The organism is Kitasatospora sp. NPDC056651, from assembly GCF_042792155.1.
GTDB lineage: Bacteria > Actinomycetota > Actinomycetes > Streptomycetales > Streptomycetaceae > Kitasatospora.
Genome location: NZ_JBHTWX010000053.1, coordinates 36793 through 54772 on the forward strand (window position 1 = coordinate 36793; position 17980 = coordinate 54772).

Below are 17980 nucleotides of genomic sequence, written 5' to 3' on the forward strand. Positions count from 1 at the left end.
GGGACACCGTGTCGGTGTCCCGGCCCACTCGTTTTCCTCCGGTCCACTTCCGAGGGCCCGGTGCGGAGGCCCGGCTCGAAGTGAAACCCGGTTCTACTTCACCGCGCCCGCGTCCGGAGCCAGGACGCCGCCGACGACCAGTCCGACGATCAGAACGCCGAGCAGTACCCGGTAGACCACGAACGGCAGGAAGCTGTTGTTCGAGATGTACTTCAGGAACCAGGCGATCGCCGCGTAGCCGACCACGAAGGCGATCACGGTGGCCAGGATGGTCGGCCCCCAGGCCGGCGCCGGGCCCTCGCCGATCTTGAACAGCTCCAGCGCCCCCGAGGCGAGCACCGCCGGGATGGCGAGCAGGAACGAGTAGCGGGCCGCCGCCTCCCGGCTGTAGCCGAGCAGCAGGCCCGCGCTGATCGTGCCGCCTGAGCGGGACACGCCGGGGATCAGCGCCAGCGCCTGGGCGAAGCCGTAGATGCCCGCGTGCGGCAGCGTGAGGTCGGTGATCGGACGGGCGTGCCGGACGGCCCGGGTGCGGTCGGCGAAGGCCAGGACCAGGCCGAAGACGATCAGCGTGGTGCCGATGATCCGCAGGTCGCGCAGGTGGGTCTCGATGGTGTCCTGGAACAGCTTGCCCAGGATGCCGATCGGCAGGGTGCCGATGATCACGAACCAGCCCATCCGCGCGTCCGGGTTCGAGCGCAGGGCCGGTCGGAACAGGGACAGCGCCCAGGTCCTGATGATCGAGACGATCTCCCGGCGGAAGTAGATCAGCACCGCCGTCTCGGTGCCGAGCTGGGTGACGGCCGTGAAGGCCGCACCCGGGTCGTCCCAGCCGAGCAGGGCGGAGAAGACCCGCAGGTGGGCGCTGGAGGAGATCGGCAGGAACTCGGTGAGCCCCTGGATCAGGCCGAGGACGGCCCCGTGGAACCAGTCGATCACCGGGCACCCGCCGGCGATATCCGTCGGGTGGGGGACAGGGGCGGCATGGGCGGGTCCTTGCGGGTCGGAAGGGCGTGCGGAACCACCGCGGCCCGCGCGGCCCGTGGGCCGCGCGCGAGCCCGGCGCGCGGCTGATGGTACGGGGTGAAGGTGACAGTTCTTTGTTCACCCTTTGTCCGGCCTTTGCGCACAGGGCCCCCGCCGGTCCGCGACCGGCTCCGGCGGCAGTCCGCGACCGCTCCGGGACCGGGCCCGCCACCGCTCCGCGACCGCTCCGGAAGCGGCTCCGGCGGCGGTCCCGGAGCGCGGGTCCTAGAGCACCGGCCGGGCCCGGACCCAGGTGCGGTCCGCGGTCAGGTAGCGCTCGACCACCAGGTCGGCCTCCGCGAGCGCCCGCTCGAACGCGTCGGTGCTGAGCGGGCGGGACAGGAAGGTCTGGGTCCAGGTGCCGTCCGGGAAGACGTACTCGCAGTGGACGGAGTTGACGCCGTCACCGACCGGTGTGGCCGAGACCAGCCGGGACCACGCGCCCGGGCCGATCGACCTCTCCCGCGGGACGTCGCGGTGCCAGTTCTCGCCCTCGCGCTGCACCAGTACGCAGCCGTCCTCGCTGACGTGCCGACGGCAGGTCTCCAGCAGGCCCCGGCGAACGGCCGGGTCGCCGGCGTGCACCAGGAAGGAGGCGAGCACGACGACGTCGAACCGCTCGCCGAGGTCCAGCTCCTCGATCGGGCCGCACACCGTGCGGACATCGGCGCGGACCCGGGCCAGCATCTCGGCGGACTCGTCCACGGCCGTCAGGGTGAAGCCGCGTTCGGTCAGCGGGTGCGTCATCCGGCCGACGCCGCAGCCGAGTTCGAGGATGCGCGCGCCGGGTGGCACCGCGGCCTCGATCACGTCCGGGGCGTCGCCCACCGGAAGGCGGCTCCACACCTCGACGGCGCAGCCGTCCGGGGTGATCGCGCCCTCGCCCGTTCCGTCGTAACCCTCGCGTCGTTCGGCTGTCATGCCGTTCATCCGAACACGGACGAGTGTGCGGGGGAAGAGGGCGGCCCCGAAGTGCCGGATCGCGTCGTGCGGCGCCGGGGTGCGGACGGGGGCGGGGGCTGCGGACGGGCCGGGGGCGGCCTACCGCGGGCCGGACCTGCCCGACGATCTCACGGCGCCGCGCGTGATCGCCGAACTCCTGCCGGAGTTGACGCGAGGTCATGCACTGCCCGGCCCACTGGGCCGGTGCTGGAGCCGGACCGGGAGGAAGCGGCGGCCGGGCCGTCGGCCCGGGTGCCGCAGCACACCGCCCGGTCGGCCGAGGAGGGCGGGCGGCGCTCGATCCGGCCCGACACGCTGTCGCCAGACTGCTGTTGGGGCGTCGATCGGTCGGCCGCTCAGCGCTCCCGCAGCGGTACGAAGCGCACCGGAGTCCCCGGCCGGGCCTGTGCGGCGGCCGCCAGGTCGGCGGCCGGCACGACGCCGATCACCGGGTAGCCGCCGGTGGTCGGATGGTCGGCCAGGAACACCACCGGCTGCCCGTCCGGCGGGATCTGCACCGCACCCACCACCATGCCCTCGCTGGGCAGTTCGCCGTCGCGGGCGCGTTCGACCGGCGGGCCCTCGGTGCGCAGCCCGACCCGGTTTCCGGTCGGGGAGACCAGGTACCGGTCGCGGCCGAGCCGGGCCACCGCCTCCGGAGTGAACCAGTCCGCGCGCGGCCCGAGCCGCAGCCGCAGCACCAGCTCGGCCGGGGGAGCGGGCAGCGGCACCAGCTCGGGACGGTCCCGGGGCGGCGGCGGGGCGCCGACCGGCAGCCGGTCCCCGACGGTCAGCGGGGCCGGGCCGAGCCCGGCGAGCAGGTCGGCCGAGCGGCTGCCGAGCACCGGCGGGACGGCGATCCCGCCCGCCACCGCCAGGTAGCCGCGCACTCCGGCCGTCGCCGCCCCCACCTCGACCACCGCCCCGTCCGGGACCAGGACCGGTGCGCCCCAGGCGGCTGCCCGTCCGTCCACCCGTACGGGCGAGGGCGCCCCGGTGACGGCGACCAGCACCGGTCCGACGGCCCGCAGCGCGACCCCGCCGAGCGTGGTCTCCAGCCCGGCGGCGCCGGGTTCGTTGCCGACCAGCCGGTTGGCGGCCCGCAGGGCCGGCTCGTCCAGCGCCCCGGCCCGGGGCACCCCGAGGTGTGCGACCCCGCGCCGCCCGAGGTCCTGGACCGTGGTCAGCGGCCCCGGCCGGACCACCACGAGTTCACTCAACTCCGCCTCCCCTCAGGCCCGTTCCGTCGTGAAACGGACCCGGGTGCCCGGCGCGAGCAGGGCCGGGGGCTCGCGGCGGTCGTCCCAGAGGATGAGCGCCGTGCGGCCGAGCAGCTGCCAGCCGCCGGGGGAGGGGTGCGGGTAGACGCCGGTGTACGGGCCGGCCAGGGCGACCGAGCCGGTCGGGACGGAGCTGCGCGGGGTGGCCCGGCGCGGCACCTCGTACCGGGACGGGAGGCCGGTGAGGTAGCCGAAGCCGGGGGCGAAGCCGCAGAAGGCGACGACGTACTCGGGTTCGGTGTGGATCCGGACGGCGGCCTCCTCGGAGACCCCCCAGAGCGCGGCGACCTCGGCGAGGTCGGCGCCGTCGTACACGGTCGGGACCTCCACCAGCGGTCCGTGCGCCGCGCCGACCGCCGCCGGACGGGCGGTGCGCAGCAGCGCCGCCACCGCCTCGACGTCCGCGACGCCGTCCAGCAGCAGGGTGCGCGCGGCCGGTACCAGTTCCTCGAGGGCGCCCAGCGCGCCGGCCTCCCGGCGCTCGCTCAGCCAGCCGTACAGCGCCGCCACCTCGGCCGTCCCGGGCAGCTCGACCAGCAGTGCCCGCTCGCCGACCCGGCGAACCCGGCCGACCGTCACGTGAAGGCCTCCACCCGGACCCCGGCGGAGGCCAGGGCGCCGCGGATCCGCCAGGCGAGCTGGGCGGCGCCCGGGGTGTCGCCGTGGACGCACAGCGAACGGGCCGCGACGGCGATCCGGTCGCCGCCGACGGCCTCCACCGCGCCGTCCCGGGCGATGCCGACCGCGCGGGTGATCACCGACTCGGGGTCGTGGATCACCGCGTCCGGCTCGCGGCGCGGGACGAGGGTCGCGGCGCGGGTGTACGCGCGGTCGGCGAACGCCTCGGTGACCACCGGCAGGCCGACGCCCTCGGCCACCTCCAGCAGCAGCGAGCCCGGCAGGCCGAGCACGGGCAGCGGGCCGTCGCAGACCGCGCCGGCCCGCAGCACCCCGGCGACCACGGCCTCGGCCTGCTCGGCGTCACCGACCACCCGGTTGTAGAGGGCGCCGTGCGGCTTGACGTAGGAGACCTTGGAGCCGGCCGCGCGGGCGAACACCTGGAGGGCGCCGATCTGGTACGCGATCTCGTCGGCCAGCTCCTCCGGCGGCACGTCCATCGAGCGGCGGCCGAAACCGGCCAGGTCCCGGTAGGAGACCTGGGCGCCGATCCGGACACCGCGCTCGGCCGCCAGGGCACAGACCCGGCGCATCGTCGACGGGTCTCCGGCGTGGAACCCGCAGGCGACGTTGGCACTGGTCACCACGGACAGCAGCGCCTCGTCGTCGGTCAGCGTCCAGCGTCCGAACCCCTCGCCGAGGTCCGCATTGAGATCGATCACCGCATCGGTCACGCCCGTCCGCCTCCCAGCAGCTGTTGAGCCAGATGGTAGGGCCTGTGGATGAAGGCCGTTGCCCGAGACCCGGAGCCCCGCGGGCGCCGCGGCGTGTGCCCGGGCGCGTACGCCCCGGGGCGCCGCTGCCGGGGGTGGTGTCCGGGTAGGGGTCGGCGCGGTTCGGCGCGCGGGCGCCGGTTCCCGGAGCGCGCGCTCCAGCGGGTGCAGTGCCCGCAGCGCGATCAGCGGCGGCATCGCGCCGAAGACCCCGAACGACATGTCGATGAATCGCCACGGCACCGGGACCCCGCAGCGGTCCGCGGATCGGCGCGGGCGGGATGACGGCCCCGCGGGCGGGCACGGCCCGGCGGACCACCCGGATGGTGCGGACCGGGTCCTTGAGCGGGCCCCGGAAGGCGGCGGCGATCACCAGGTGGGCGAAGGCCGGCCGGTCGGCGCCGTGGGCGAGGAATCGGTGCCGTGGGCGAGGAAGGGGTGGCGCTCGTCGGTCTCGACGAGGCCGGTGTGGACCCGTTCGATCGGGCCGGAACGCGCCGGTGCCCGGGCTCGCGAGGAACCCGGGCACCGATCGGGGTCGGCCGTAATGCCTGGTTATGCCGTGTAGGTGTACGTCACCGGTGCGCTGGTGCCGCCCGCCGTGGTGACGGTGAGGTCCACCGGGCCGGGCTGGGTGCCCGCCGGGGCCGTGGCCGAGCAGGCGGTCGGGCCGCAGGAGACGTGGGTGGCCGGCACCCCGCCGAACGCGACCGTCCCGTACGTCAGGTTGCTGCCGAACACGTACACCAGGGTGCCGCCGGCGGCCGGGCCGGAGGTGGGGGAGAGGCTGGTGACCACCGGAGCGGCCGGGGTCGGCGGGGTGCCGGTGTAGTCGAAGGCGGCCGGCGCCGCGGCCGTGCCGCCGGGCGTCACCACGCTGACCGGGGCGCTGCCCGAGCCCGCGGGGGTGGTCACCGTGCAGGCGGTGTCGGTGCAGCGGCCGGGGGCCGGGACGCCGCCGACCAGCACCATGCCGTTGGTCAGGTTGCTGCCGCTGACGGTCACCGCGGTGCCGCCCGCGGCCGGGCCGGTGGTGGTGTCGAGGCCGGTGGCGGCCGGTGCGGCCTGCACGGTCGCGGGCAGGCGGCTCTGGCTGCCGAGGTCGTAGCCGGCGATGTGCCCGGTGGGGTCGGTGTCGTTCGGGTTGGAGATCGTGGCGGTGATCGCGCCGACGATCGGCACCCCGGGCGTGGTGGCCAGGTTGAGCTTCATGAAGTTGTAGCTCCCGACCGCCCGGGTGGCGGTGAACACGGCCTCCAGGTGGCGGTGGTCGGGGGAGAGGGCCGTGGTGAAGGTGTAGTCCGGCGGCGTGGGGAAGAACTGCACGCCCTCGGTGGTGACGCCGGGCGGCAGGTCGAGGGTGATGTGGGTCGGCCCGGTCAGGTCCGTGGTGCCGGACACGGTCCAGCCGACCGACATGTTGCCGGTGGTGAAGAAGCCGCCGGGGTAGTTCCCGCCCTGTGACACGGTCACGTGCTGGGCGGAGGCCGACGGGGTGCCGGCGGTGGTGGCGGAGGCGGTCGCACCGGTGGCAAGGACGGCGCCGGTGGCGAGGGTGGTCACGGACAGCGTGGCGGCGAGGCCCGCTTTGGCCAGTCGAGTGAGCATAGGTCGATCATCACCGAATGAACGCGCAGCCCTCACGGTTTTCTCGAATGTGAGTTCGGGAATGGCGGAATATTGTCGAAACCGCGTTCCGAACCGGCCGTTCGCACCGCCGCCCAGCTGCCGCTCCGCCCGCCCGCAAGGTCCGTTTCGGTCGATGTCGGTGCGAACCTCTAATCTTGTCCCCCGTGACCGCAATCGCAGACCCGCCCACCGAGCCCGGCCTCCGCCCACCCGCCGGCCCGGCCGCCGCGCGCATCGCGCCCGGCCCCGCCGCCGACGAGGGCCTGGCCCGCCGGCTCAAGGCGCTGGCCTGCACCGCCCCGCTGCACGACCTCGACAACCGCAAGGTCAACCTGGCCGGCGAGTACGGCGGCTACGCGATGGCCGAGGTCGGCCTCGCCGCGATCGACCTGGTCACCCTGCACATGGACTTCGACACCGGGGCCGACCGCGAGATAGTCCTCGCCCGGCTGCTGCCCCGGGTCGCCGCCCAGGCCCCCGGCCGCCCCGCCGCCGAGCACGAGCGGGTCGCCCGCTGGGTGCTGGAGTCGATGATCAACGTCGGCAGCGTGGACCGCGGCTTCCGCGCCGTCTACGGCACCTTCGGCGCGGACGGCGAGTACGTCCGCCGCGACTACGACTTCAAGCTGATCGAGGAGGTCCCGGGCCCCGACGGCGGCGTCTACCTGCGCACCACCGACGAGGCGGTCAACGTCCTGGTCGGCGCGCTCGACACCGACGTCACCTCGGCCCAGATCGCCGCCGAGGTCAAGCTGGAGGTGCTGATCCGCCGCGGCCGCCTGGCCGACGCCCAGCTCGCCGCCGAGCAGGCCCGCTACCGCACCGTCCAGTACGCCGAGACGCTGCGCCGGGCCCTGGACGCCACCCGCCGCAACGTCCGCGCGGTCGACTGGATGCGCGCCGTCCCCGACCTCATCGAGGAGGCGCTGGACCACATCGCCGACCGCTACCGGCACGAGAACGCGATTCTCACCAACATCCGCAAGGCCCGCGACGAGGCCGAGCCCCACACCCCCGAAGGGGCGGAGCACAAGCGCCGCGCCGCCGAACTGCTCGACATCGTCAAGGACTGCATCCGCCGCCACACGACGCTCCAGACCCGTCTGCTGGAGGCCGGCCCGCTGTTCCGCGCCGAGCAGGACCGGCAGGCCTTCGCCACCCCCGGCGCCCGCAGCGGCATCGACCTCTACGGGCAGCTGCTCGCCCCCGTGCTGCGGCTGCCGATAGAGCAGGCCGTCCGCCCCACCGGCGCGTTCTTCGCCCGCGGCGCCGGGCTGCGCACCCCGGTCTCGGTGCGGGTCACCGACCTGGTCGACCTGCTGCTCACCCCGCCCGTCGAGCGCGAGCACCTCGGCGCCGAGCTGCCCGACCCGGACCTGGTCGCCACCCCGGACGACAGCCGGTTCTCCGAGGCCCAGCTGGAGTCCGCGATGGTCCTGCTCGACCTGCCCCCCGACGCCCCGCGACGGCTCTCCGGTCTGCTCGCCGACGCCCGCAAGCAGGACCCGGACCTGCCGTACCTGGTCGCCCTGCTCGCCGTGCACGCCGCCAGCCCGCCGGTCGGCACCGCTTACCGCCAGGGCGAGGAGCGGCTGCTGTTCGCCGTGGACGACGGCACCCCGTTGAACGACCGGGAGTTCGGCGGCGCCGACCTGATCGTGGGCAGCGCCCTGCTCGACGCGGCCGGCATGGCAGCCGACCGCAAGGACGCCGGCTGACCGGGCCGGGAACAGAACTGCCGGAACCAGACTCGCCGGAACCGACCTTGACGAACCGTAACCACCGCGCCACCCCCGAGGAGCACCGCCCGTGACGACCCACCACGACACGTCCTGGGCGGCCGAGAGCGAACCCGCGGCCCCCGCGCCGATCACCCCGGCCGACGTCGCGGACGCCGCCCGGCTGGTCTCCTTCGGCCTCCAGGCCAAGCTGCTGCCCGCCCGGGACGCCGAGTACGCCGAGCTGGTGCGCCGCCACCGCGAGGACCCGCCGTTCGCCCGGCTCGCCGATGCCATCGCCACCGGCATGGGCCTGGTCGTCCTGGAGGTCTCCCCGCGGGCCGGCATGGCCGTGGCCGCCGCCGAGGACTCGCTGTTCGCCGTCCGGATGGGCGACTACTCGCGCCGCGCCGCCTCCGAGTCCACCGACCGCTTCCTGCACGGACTGGCCCACCTGGCCGTCGCCGCGATGGCCTTCCCCCGCCCCGAGGACCTCGCCGACGACGGCTACCTCGGCCGGATCACGGTCAACGGCATCGACGCCTTCGTCCGTCAGGCCTGCCGCCGGCTGGAGGAGCAGGCCGACGCCGAGGGCGCCAACACCGACCCGGCCTCCGACGCCCCCGGCCTGGAGGCGGCCTGGCGGGTGTGGGCCCGGCGCACCGCCACCGGCGCCACCAAGGACGCCCGCCGGCTCTCCGGCTCCACCATCGGCATCGTCGCCAAGGCCGTGCTCTTCCTGGTCGACTCCGGCTTCCTCCAGAAGGTCTCCGACGACTCCGGCGGCACCTACCGCACCACCGCCCGCTACCAGCTCCAGGTCCGCGACCTGGCCGGCAGCGCGGCCATGGCCGAACTGCTCGACCTCGGCATCGTCCCGGTCTCCGACGGCACCGCCAGCCTGCTGCCGCCGGACACCGGCGACGAACTGGTCGCCGACGCGGGGCTGCCGTTCCACTCGCTCTGAGCCGACGGGCCCGGAGCCCACCCGCACCCGGGCCCACCACGCCGCACCCGGCCCGCCCACCCTCACGCCACGCAAGCCACGGAGAACCGCCGCACATGTACGAGCTCAACCGGGTCCGCCTCTACTCGATCGGACCGGCCGGCGCCCGCTACGCCGACACGGTGCTCGACCTGCGCGGCGTCGGCGATCCCGTCGCCGACCCGGCCCCGCAGCAGATCGGCCTGTTCGGCGAGGACATCGAGGGCCCGGTCCGCCGCCCCGCCCCGGCCGGCGTGCTCTTCCTGGAGAACGGCGGCGGCAAGTCCGTCCTGCTCAAGCTGATCTTCTCGGTCATGCTCCCCGGCCACCGCAACACCCTCGGCGGCGCCAGCTCCGGCGTGCTGCGCAAGTTCCTGCTCGCCGACGACTGCGGCCACGTCGCCCTGGAGTGGCAGCACACCGTCACCGGCGAGCTGATCGTGGTCGGCAAGGTCAGCGAGTGGCGCGGCCGCCAGGTCTCCTCCGACCCGCGCAAGTTCGCCGAGACCTGGTACTCCTTCCGCCCCGGGCCCGGCCTGACCCTCGACTCGCTGCCGGTCGCCGAGCGGGTCAGCCTCGCGGGCGACCAGAAGGCCCGCGGCCGCCGCCGCACCATGAAGGGCTTCCGCGACGCCCTCACCGAGGCCGGCAAGGCCCACCCCCACCTCGACCTGGTCTTCGAGGACGGCCACGACCGCTGGACCGAACACCTCGGCGAACTCGGCCTCGACCCCGAACTCTTCCGCTACCAGCGCGAGATGAACGCCGACGAGGGCGAGGCGGCCGGCCTCTTCGCGGTCAAGCACGACAGCGACTTCACCGACCTCCTGCTGCGCGCGGTCACCGACACCCGGGACACCGACGGCCTCGCCGACCTCGTCCACGGCTTCGCCGCCAAGCTCGGCCGCCGCGCCGAACTCACCGCCGAACGCGACTTCACCGCAGGCTCGTCGGACCTGCTGGAGCGCATCGCCGAAGCCACCACCGCCCGCGAGACCGTCCGCGAGGCCCACCGCACCGCCGAGCGCCGCACCCGCCGCCTCGCCCACGCCCTCGCCTCCCGCGCCGCCGCCGAACGCGACCGCGCCCAGGACCTCGCCATCGAGGTCGCCGCCGCCGCGAGCGCCGTCACCGCGGCCGAGGCCGACCGCACCCGGCACAGCCTGATCACCGACGAACTCACCCACCGGCACGCCACGCTGGGCCTCGCCGCGGCCACCGCCGAGGCCGCCGCGCTGCGCCGCGAACTCATCGACGCCCGCACCCTGCACTCCGCCTGGCAGGCCGCCGAGGCCGTGCTGCGCCAGCGCGCCGCCGCCGACCGGGTCGCCCGGGTCGCCGCCGCCATCCGCGAGGCCGAACTGGACGCGGCCCCCGCGCTCGCCGCCCGCGCCCGCGCCGCCACCGCCCTGGCCCGCGCTCTGGAGGCCGCCGCCGCGGCCGCCGAATCCCGCGCCGACACCGAGGAGCAGCGCGCGAGCGAGCTCCAGGAGGACGGCGGCAAGGCGCAGAGCGACGCCACCGAGGCCGCCACCGCCGCCCAGAAGGCCCGCAGCGAGGCCGAGCACCTGCGCCAGCGCCTCGCCGAGGTCGAGCAGGAGACCGAAGCCGCCGTCGCCGCCGGCTTCATCGACGCCGACGGCGACGTGGACCCGGCCCGCGCCGCGCTGCACGCCGCCGACGTCGAGAAGGCCGCCGCCGCGGCGCTCGCCCAGGCCCGTGCCGCCGCCGAGTCCGCCGCCACCCGGCTGCGCGAGGCCGCCACCGCCACCTCGCGCGCCGAACTCGCCGCCGAGCGGGCCGGCGACGCCCGCAAGGACGCCGCCCGGGCGCTGGCCGCCGAACAGCGCACCGCCGCGCTGCTCGCCACCGAGCAGCGCCTCGCCGACCTGCTCTCGCTGACCCCCGCCCCTACCGACTGGCACGAGGACGGGTCGGGCGCCGAGGAGGACGCCGGCTTCCTCACCCCCGCCGTGCTCGACCGCAACGCCGAGTACCTGCGCGAACTCCTCGACGAATCCATCGCCACCGCCGAACGCACCTTGTTCGACCTGCGCACGGCCGCCGCCGACGACTCCCGCATCCTCGCCGCGCTCGGTGACGGCGGCCTGCTGCCGCCCGGCCCGGACGTGCTCGCCACCGTCGAGTACCTCGCCGAGCACGGCATCCCGGCGCTGCCCGGCTGGCGCTACCTCGCCCAGTCCGTCGACCCGGCCGACCACGAAGCGATCCTCGCCGCCCGCCCCGAACTGGTCGACGGCGTGGTCGTCACCGACCCGTCCGCGCTGGAGCGCGCCCGCGAGGCCCTCCAGTCCGCCGCCCTGCTGCCGCGCTCCACCGTGGCCGTCGGCGCCGCTGCCTCGCTGATCGCCCCGATCACCGACGAGCCCGCCTTCTTCCTCGTCCCGCCGAACCCGGCCATGCACGACGAGTCCGCCGCCGACGGCGAGCGCCGCGACCTGCGCGCCCGGGCGAGCGCCCGCGAGGAGCACATCCGCGAACTCGCCGGCCGCCTCGGCGCCGACCGCGCCCTGGCCGCCCGCCTCGCCTCCTGGCACGCCAGCTGCCCGCCCGGCACCCTCGCCGACCTCGCCGCCGCCTCCGAGGCCGCCCGCGAGCACGCCGAACAGGCCGCCGCCGCCCTGGCCACCCTGCGCGCCGACCACGACGAGGCCGAGACCGACCACGCCGTCGCCGCCTCCGCCCACGAGGAGCACCGCGAGGCCGCCCAGCGCGCCCGCCGCCGCGCCGACGCCCTCTCCGGCCTCGCCTTCCGGCTGCGCGAGCGCGGCAACTGGGCCCGCCGCCAGCGCGAACTCGCCGAGGACGCCGCCGAGTGCGACCGCCGCCAGGCCCTGTGCGCCGAACGCGCCCGGACCTGCGACGAGGACCGCCGCGCCGCCCAGCGCGCCGCCGACGACGCCCGCCGCACCGCCCGCGCGCTGCGCGCCGAACGCGCCGAGATCCCCGCGGCCGAGCAGGCCGACGAGCCCGCCGAGACCGCCCCCGCCGCGCTGCCCGCGCTGCGCGAGGCCTACCGCGCCGCCTCCCAGCTGTACGAGAAGGTCGGCGTCGGCGCCGACCTGCGCGCCGAGCAGGCCCGCGCCGAAGGCGACGAGGCCGCCGCCGCGACCGAACTCGACCGCCTCACCAACAAGGTGCGCACCCGCGCCGAGGAACTCCTCGGCAGCCCCGACGGCGCCGACGGCCCGGCCCGCCAGGCCGCCGCCGCCCGCGCCGAGGAACTGGTCGCCACCATCGAGGCCCGCTCCGCCGCCGCCAGCGAGCAGCTCGGCCGGCTGCGCGGCGAGGCCGAGCGCTCCGCCCCCGCCGACGGCGAGGCGCACACCGACCTGCCCGAGGACCTCGTCCCCACCGACCCGGAGCACGCCCAGGCGCTGCTGCGCACCGCCACCAGCCGTCTCGCCGAACGCCGCGAGGCCCTGGACGCGTCCCGCACCGCCCACGCCGACCTCCAGCGCACCTTCGACGGCGCCCAGGCCGCCGCCGCCGACTTCGACGAGCTGGCCGGCCAGCTCCGCGACGGTCTGCGCGACCACCAGGAGGACCAGGAGGACCCGGTCGAGCCGTACCTGGGCGCGCTGGCCGAGGCCCGTACCGGCGCCACCGAGGCCCGCCGCTCCCTGCGCACCGCCGTCGGGGAGCTGTCCTCCGCCGAACTCGCCGTCCGCGACGCCTCCGACGCCCTGGTCCGGCACGCCAACGCCGCCCGCTACGAGGCCGTCCGTACCCCGGCCCGCCAGCAGATCCGCGAACTGCCCGCCGCCGCGCTGCCCGAGCACGCCGCCGCCTGGGCCGCCGCCTTCGCCCCCCGGCTGCGGGTGCTCACCGACGAACTCGCCCAGCTGGAGAAGAACCGCGGCTCGATCGTGGACCGGCTGCGCGGCCTGGTCGAGTCCTCGCTCACCACCCTGCGCGCCGCCCAGCGGCTGTCCCGGCTGCCCGAGGGCCTGGGGGAGTGGTCCGGCCAGGAGTTCCTCCGGATCCGCTTCGAGGACCCTGACCACGCCACCCTGGTCGAGCGCCTGGGCGAGGTCATCGACGAGGCCACCCGCGCCGCCGTCAGGAAGAACAGCGACCTGCGCCGCGACGGGATGTCCCTGCTGCTGCGCGGGGTCGCCGCCGCGATCGGCCCCAAGGGCGTCAGCGTCGAGATCCTCAAGCCCGACGCGGTGCTGCGCGCCGAGCGGGTGAGCGTCGGCCAGATGTCCGACGTCTTCTCCGGCGGCCAGCTGCTCACCGCGGCCATCGCCCTGTACTGCACGATGGCCGCGCTGCGCGCCAACGACCGGGGCCAGTCCCAGCTGCGGCACGCCGGCACGCTGTTCCTGGACAACCCGATCGGCCGCGCCAACGCCACCTACCTGCTGGAGCTCCAGCGGGCCGTGGCCGACGCGCTCGGCGTCCAACTGATCTACACCACCGGCCTGTTCGACACCACCGCGCTCGCCGAGTTCCCGCTGGTCATCCGGCTGCGCAACGACGCCGACCTGCGGGCCGGCCTCAAGTACATCTCGGTCGAGGAGCACCTGCGCCCCGGCCTGCCCGCCGCGCCGGACCCGGACGGCCCGGCCATCCACGGCGAGATCACCGCCACCCGGATGTTCAAGCGCCCGGCGGAGGTTCCGGTCCAGTCCTGAAGTCACTAGCGTGGTCGGCATGCTGACGATCGCGCACCTCAGTGACATCCACCTCGGCCAGCTCGACGGCCGGGACGGCGGCAAGCGCGCCCGGCGGCGGGCCGAGCAGGTGATGGCGTACCTCGACGCCCTGCCCGGCCCGCTGGACGCGGTGCTGGTCACCGGCGACCTCGCCGACCACGGCCTGCCGGAGGAGTACCGGGAGGTCGCGGAGGTGCTGGCCTCCCGGCACCCGGTGCTCACCTGCCCCGGCAACCACGACGTTCGGGCGCCCTACCGGGAGGTGCTGCTCGGCGAGGCGCCGGGGGAGGAACCGGTCAACCGGCTGCACCAACTGCCCGGCGCCGACGTGCTGATGCTCGACTCCTCGATACCCGGGAAGCACGACGGCCTGCTGGACGACCGGACGCTGGACTGGCTGGAGGAGCAACTCGCCGAGGGCCGCGCCGAGTTGCCCGCGCTGGTGGCCTTCCATCACCCGCCGGTGGAGCTGCACCTGCCGTACGTCGACCCGATCCGCCAGTTCGGCGAGGAGCGGCTGGCGCGGGTGCTGGGCCGGTACCCCCGGGTGGCCGCCCTGTTCTGCGGCCACTCGCACACCCCCGCGGCGACCACCTTCGCCGGCCTGCCGCTGCTGATCGCCCCCGGTGTGGTCTCCACCGTGACGCTGCCCTGCGAGGGCGGGCCCGGCATCTCCTTCGACTACCCGCCGATGCTGGCCTTCCACGTCCTGGACGGGGAGCGTCGGCTCACCACCCACTACCGGGCGCTGCCGGTCAGGGACTGACGGCACGCCAACGGGCGCGGCGCTACGGCTGGTTGGTCCGCAGCCGGGTCTGACGCGGAGGCTGGGGCGGCTGCTGGTACGACTGTTGGTGCGGCTGCTGGTGGGACTGCTGCCCCTGCCCGTACGGCGGCTGCGGCCGCTGCTGCGGGTGGGAGTGCTGCTGCGGGTGGGGGTACGGCTGCGGGCGGGGCTGGGGCCGCGGCGACTCGTACGGCTGTCGGTAGACCGACGAGGAGCCGGGCCGGGGCAGCGGCCGCGCGGCCGGCGGCGGACCCGGCGCCCGGCTGCCCGCCATCGGGTGCGCGGCGTCGGGCGCCCGCATCCGCTGGGCGGCGACCTGGCGGGAGATCAGGATCTCCAGCAGGCACCACATGGTGCCGAACACCCCGAGCCCCATCGCCAGCAGCGCGGGCGTCAGCAGCCAACTGCCCGCGTACGAGGCCAAGGTCGCCACCACGACGCCCACCAGGGTGAAGGACAGGCAGAGGACCGCCCGGACTGCGGCGGCGCGCACCTCGTCGGGAAGGCGGCGGCGACGACGGCGGCGTGGCACGGACATCGAGCGACCCCCAGGCGCGTGGCGCGTGTTCGGTGAAGGATACGGAACGGGCGCACACGAAACGCGCCCCCTCGCCTCACTCTGCCCTGTCGAACCGGGACTATGCGTCCGAAACCGACGAACTGCCGCCAAATCGTGTCATCCGGGAAACCCGGCCGACCGGCGGCCCGGGCTCAGCCCAGCTGGAGGTTGAGCTCCTCCAGCGCGCCGGTCACGATCGTCCGCATCGCCTGCTCGGCGTGGGCGGCGTCCTCGGCGCAGATCGCTTCCGCGACCTCGCGGTGCAGCCGGATCGCGTACGGCTCCGGCTGATGAGGCATCAGATGGTACTCGGTCCGGCCCGTGAGCACAGCCGCGACGGTGTCCCCGAGGTGCGCGAACATCTCGTTGCCCGAGGCGCGCAGCACCAGCGAGTGGAAGGCGATGTCGTGCCGGAGGAAGGTGGCCAGGTCGGCGGCCCGCGCGGTGACCGTCAGATCCACCGCCAGCGAGCTGAGTTCGCGCCGGTCGTCGTCGCTCGCGTGGGTGGCGGCGAGCGCGGCCGCGGCCGGTTCGACGGCCATCCGCAGCGAGCCGAGCGAACGGAGCTGGGCGGACCGGTCCGAGCCGGCCAGGCGCCAGCGGATCACCATCGGGTCGAAGACGTCCCAGAGCGGCTTCGGCCGCACGGTGATCCCGACCCGTCGCCGGGACGCCACCATGCCCATCCCCTCCAGGACCCGCACCGCCTCCCGGACGACCGTCCGGGAGACCCCGAACCGCTCCTCCAGTTCCTCCGCGCGCAGCACCGCGCCCTCGGGGACCTCCCCCGACGCGATCGCCGGCCCGAGCTCGTCAAGCAGCCGTCCGGGCAGCCCCTGGATCTCCATCCGCCCAGCCTAGACGGCCGCCGCGCGGGCGCTCATGCCGCCCTGCGATCCACACCACACCGCAAAAGTATGACGATTTGGTTTCCGTCACTTGAATACGTCATATCTTTGAGGCGATAGTGGCGGCCAGGCAACGAAGGAGCACCACCCCATGGCTCTCAGCGTCGAGAACCACGACCTCCCGCAGACCCCTCTCACCGTCGTGGTGATGGGTGTCTCGGGCGTCGGCAAGACCACCCTGGCCCGCCTGCTGGCAGACCGCCTCGACCTCCCCTTCGCCGAGGCGGACGACTTCCATCCCGCGGCCAACATCGCCAAGATGTCCGCCGGGATCCCGCTGGACGACCAGGACCGCGCGCCCTGGCTGCGCGCCGTCGGCGCCTGGCTCAAGGAGCGGACCGAGGCCGGCACCGGCGGTGTGGTCACCTGCTCGGCACTGAAGCACCGCTATCGCGACACCCTGCGCGCGGCCTGCCCGGGCGCCTTCTTCCTGCACCTCAGCGGTGGCCACCAGCTGGTCGAGGACCGGCTCAGCCACCGCTCCGGCCACTTCATGCCGACCTCGCTGCTCGACTCCCAGTACGCCGCCCTGGAACCCCTGGCGACGGACGAGCGCGGTGCCGACCTGGACGTGGGCCCGTCCCCCGAAGAACTCGTCGAGAAGGCCGTGGCACTGCTGCGGCCCGTCAATGGAGACCTCGCGTGAGCATTGCCCCCACCCTGCTGGCGGCCGCCCCACCGGCCCTGCCGCACACCGGCAGCGACTCCCAGCTGCTGATCGCGGTGCTGCTCAGCATCGGTGCGATCGTCGTACTGATCACCAAGCTGAAGCTGCACCCGTTCCTCGCCCTCACGCTCGGCTCCGGTCTGCTGGCCGCCGTCGCGGGCGCCCCCTTCGACAAGCTGCTCAGCAGCTTCTCCACCGGCTTCGGTTCCACCGTCGCCAGCGTGGGCCTGCTGATCGGCCTCGGCGCGATGCTCGGCAAGCTGCTCGCCGACTCCGGCGGCGCCAACATCATCGCGGACACCGTGCTCTCCCGCACCGGCAACAAGGCGCTGCCCTGGGCGATGGCGCTGATCGCGGCCGTCCTCGGCCTGCCGCTGTTCTTCGAGGTCGGCGTCGTCCTGCTGATCCCGATCGTGCTGCTGGTCGCCCGCCGCGGCAACGTGCCGCTGATGCGGGTCGGCATCCCGGCCCTGGCCGGCCTGTCGGTGCTGCACGGCCTGGTGCCCCCGCACCCGGGCCCGCTGGTCGCCGTCGACGCCCTGAAGGCCGACCTCGGCATCACCCTGGCGCTCGGTCTGCTGATCGCCGTCCCGACCCTGATCATCGCCGGTCCGCTGTTCGCACGGGTGGCCGAGCGCTGGGTCGGCCCGCTGGAGATCCCGGCGGCCACCGCCCCCGAGGAGACGGCCAAGCGCGACCGCACCCCGTCCTTCGCCGCGGTCCTGGCCACCATCCTGCTGCCGGTCGCGCTGATGCTCGGCAAGGCGCTGGCCGACGTGGTGATCGACGACCCGAAGGCGATCGGCCAGCGGGTGTTCGACTTCATCGGCTCCCCGCTGATCGCGCTGCTCGCCGCGACCCTGCTAGGCATGGCGACCCTCGGCAAGGCGGCCGGCTTCGACAGGGCCCGGATCTCCGACACCGTCGGCAAGTCGCTCGGCCCGATCGCCGGCATCGTGTTCATCGTCGGCGCGGGCGGCGGCTTCAAACAGACCCTGATCGACGTCGGCGTCGGCAACGCGGTGAGCGAGTGGTCCGGCAAGTGGCACATCTCGGCGCTGCTGCTGGGCTGGCTGATCGCCGTGCTGATCCGCCTGGCCACCGGCTCGGCGACGGTCGCCACGATCACCGCCGCCGGTATCGTCTCGCCGCTCGCCGCGAACATGTCCTCGACCCACGCGGCCCTGCTGGTGCTCGCGATCGGCGCGGGCTCGCTGTTCCTCTCGCACGTCAACGACGCCGGCTTCTGGCTGGTGAAGGAGTACTTCGGCCTGGACGTCGGGCAGACCATCAAGACCTGGTCCGTCATGGAGACGATCATCTCGGTCGTCGCCGGTGGTCTGGTCCTGCTGCTGTCCCTGGTCATCTAGGGCCCTTCTTCTGGATCGGGCGAGCACGTCAAGATC

At 74.9% G+C, this 17980-nt stretch carries 14 protein-coding genes; 6 read left to right on the top strand and 8 right to left on the bottom strand.

Features of this window, described 5'->3' with window-relative positions:
* Positions 1–93 precede the first annotated feature (93 nt).
* From ACFRAR_RS21270 to ACFRAR_RS21295, 6 genes are all read right to left on the bottom strand, one after another.
* On the bottom strand, positions 94–936 hold the full coding sequence (locus ACFRAR_RS21270; RefSeq protein WP_380699692.1) for an undecaprenyl-diphosphate phosphatase: 843 nt from the start codon (positions 934–936) through the stop codon (positions 94–96).
* A 315-nt stretch (positions 937–1251) separates the two neighbouring features.
* A complete protein-coding gene (locus tag ACFRAR_RS21275; RefSeq protein WP_380699679.1) occupies positions 1252–1947 on the bottom strand; it encodes a class I SAM-dependent methyltransferase in 696 nt (231 codons plus the stop codon).
* A gap of 377 nt (positions 1948–2324) precedes the next feature.
* Entirely contained in the window at positions 2325–3188 is an 864-nt protein-coding gene (locus ACFRAR_RS21280) for a biotin-dependent carboxyltransferase family protein (protein ID WP_380699680.1), read from the bottom strand.
* Between the two features lie 12 nt (positions 3189–3200).
* Entirely contained in the window at positions 3201–3827 is a 627-nt protein-coding gene (gene pxpB / locus ACFRAR_RS21285; protein ID WP_380699681.1) for a 5-oxoprolinase subunit PxpB, read from the bottom strand.
* Positions 3824–4600 carry a LamB/YcsF family protein gene (locus ACFRAR_RS21290; protein ID WP_380699682.1) on the bottom strand — a complete coding sequence of 259 codons (777 nt, stop codon included), beginning with the start codon at positions 4598–4600 and terminating at the stop codon, positions 3824–3826. Before ACFRAR_RS21290 ends, pxpB begins: the two co-directional genes overlap by 4 nt.
* A 594-nt stretch (positions 4601–5194) precedes the next feature.
* Complete coding sequence (locus tag ACFRAR_RS21295) at positions 5195–6247, bottom strand: IPT/TIG domain-containing protein (protein WP_380699683.1); 1053 nt, start codon at positions 6245–6247, stop codon at positions 5195–5197.
* Positions 6248–6441: 194 nt separating this feature from the next.
* Between ACFRAR_RS21295 and ACFRAR_RS21300 the strand changes: the two genes are divergently transcribed.
* From ACFRAR_RS21300 to ACFRAR_RS21315, 4 genes are all read left to right on the top strand, one after another.
* On the top strand, positions 6442–7986 hold the full coding sequence (locus tag ACFRAR_RS21300) for a hypothetical protein (protein ID WP_380699693.1): 1545 nt from the start codon (positions 6442–6444) through the stop codon (positions 7984–7986).
* Between the two features lie 91 nt (positions 7987–8077).
* Positions 8078–8953, top strand: coding sequence for a hypothetical protein (locus ACFRAR_RS21305; protein ID WP_380699684.1), 876 nt, complete (start codon positions 8078–8080; stop codon positions 8951–8953).
* A gap of 95 nt (positions 8954–9048) precedes the next feature.
* A complete protein-coding gene (locus tag ACFRAR_RS21310; protein ID WP_380699686.1) occupies positions 9049–13632 on the top strand; it encodes a hypothetical protein in 4584 nt (1527 codons plus the stop codon).
* 19 nt (positions 13633–13651) lie between these two features.
* The gene (locus tag ACFRAR_RS21315; protein ID WP_380699687.1) at positions 13652–14419 is read left to right on the top strand and encodes a phosphodiesterase; all 768 of its coding nucleotides are present in this window, start codon (positions 13652–13654) and stop codon (positions 14417–14419) included.
* A gap of 22 nt (positions 14420–14441) precedes the next feature.
* On the opposite strand, the gene ACFRAR_RS21320 is transcribed toward ACFRAR_RS21315, so the two are convergent.
* Both ACFRAR_RS21320 and ACFRAR_RS21325 read right to left on the bottom strand, forming a co-directional pair.
* A complete protein-coding gene (locus ACFRAR_RS21320) occupies positions 14442–14978 on the bottom strand; it encodes a hypothetical protein (RefSeq protein WP_380699688.1) in 537 nt (178 codons plus the stop codon).
* A 173-nt stretch (positions 14979–15151) separates the two neighbouring features.
* Positions 15152–15847: a FadR/GntR family transcriptional regulator gene (locus tag ACFRAR_RS21325; protein WP_380699689.1), complete on the bottom strand. Its 696-nt coding sequence runs from the start codon at positions 15845–15847 to the stop codon at positions 15152–15154.
* Between the two features lie 151 nt (positions 15848–15998).
* Between ACFRAR_RS21325 and ACFRAR_RS21330 the strand changes: the two genes are divergently transcribed.
* Positions 15999–16553, top strand: coding sequence for a gluconokinase (locus ACFRAR_RS21330; RefSeq protein WP_380699690.1), 555 nt, complete (start codon positions 15999–16001; stop codon positions 16551–16553).
* Between the two features lie 2 nt (positions 16554–16555).
* The gene (locus ACFRAR_RS21335) at positions 16556–17944 is read left to right on the top strand and encodes a gluconate:H+ symporter (RefSeq protein WP_380699694.1); all 1389 of its coding nucleotides are present in this window, start codon (positions 16556–16558) and stop codon (positions 17942–17944) included.
* The last annotated feature ends 36 nt before the right edge of the window (positions 17945–17980 follow it).

Coding starts and splice junctions, on each gene's coding strand:
- ACFRAR_RS21275 (WP_380699679.1), bottom strand. CDS start 1,947: ATGACAGCCGAACGACGCGAGGGTTACGACGGAACGGGCGAGGGCGCG.
- ACFRAR_RS21295 (WP_380699683.1), bottom strand. CDS start 6,247: ATGCTCACTCGACTGGCCAAAGCGGGCCTCGCCGCCACGCTGTCCGTG.
- ACFRAR_RS21325 (WP_380699689.1), bottom strand. CDS start 15,847: ATGGAGATCCAGGGGCTGCCCGGACGGCTGCTTGACGAGCTCGGGCCG.
- ACFRAR_RS21330 (WP_380699690.1), top strand. CDS start 15,999: ATGGCTCTCAGCGTCGAGAACCACGACCTCCCGCAGACCCCTCTCACC.
- ACFRAR_RS21315 (WP_380699687.1), top strand. CDS start 13,652: ATGCTGACGATCGCGCACCTCAGTGACATCCACCTCGGCCAGCTCGAC.
- ACFRAR_RS21310 (WP_380699686.1), top strand. CDS start 9,049: ATGTACGAGCTCAACCGGGTCCGCCTCTACTCGATCGGACCGGCCGGC.
- ACFRAR_RS21320 (WP_380699688.1), bottom strand. CDS start 14,978: ATGTCCGTGCCACGCCGCCGTCGTCGCCGCCGCCTTCCCGACGAGGTG.